The sequence below is a fragment of the Arthrobacter sp. JCM 19049 genome (genome assembly GCF_001310435.1).
This window is the reverse complement of the sequence record NZ_BAXF01000965.1, coordinates 1-513: the sequence shown is the minus strand read 5'-3', so window position 1 is coordinate 513 and position 513 is coordinate 1. Positions and strand designations below refer to the sequence as shown.

The 513-nt window shown below is 71.7% G+C and carries 1 pseudogene; it reads right to left on the bottom strand.

From position 1 onward, the window contains the following. Positions 1-513 (bottom strand): annotated as a pseudogene (locus JCM19049_RS17370) (phospho-sugar mutase); the annotation flags it as partial.

The window sequence follows — 513 nt, the reverse complement described above, 5'->3', positions numbered from 1 at the left end:
GCCGCGGCCAGTTCCTCCAGGCGCCGGGCCAGGCTCGAACCGGCGGCCTTCAGCTCGCTGGCCATTTCGGCCAGCACCAGCCCGGCCGATATCCCGTCCTTGTCCCGCACCAGTTCCGGGGCCACGCAGTAGCCCAGGGCCTCCTCGTAGCCGAAGCCCAGGTGCGGAACCCGGGAGATCCACTTGAAACCGGTCAGCGTCTGGGCATGTGGGCGTCCGGCGGCGGCCGCGATCGAGCCCAGCATCCGGGAGGAAACAATCGAGTTGGCCAGCACCGCGCCCTCGGGCAGGCGCGGTGCCAGGTAGTCGCCCAGCAGCCATCCCACCTCGTCCCCGCGCAGCATCCGCCATCCGGACTCGGTGTGCACCGCAGCGGCGCAGCGGTCCGCGTCCGGGTCGTTGGCGATCACCAGGTCCGCCTCCAGGCCGCTGGGCCAGCTGCAGGGACAGGTCGATGGCCCCGGGCTCCTCAGGGTTCGGGAACGCGACGGTGGGGAACTGCGGGTCCGGTTC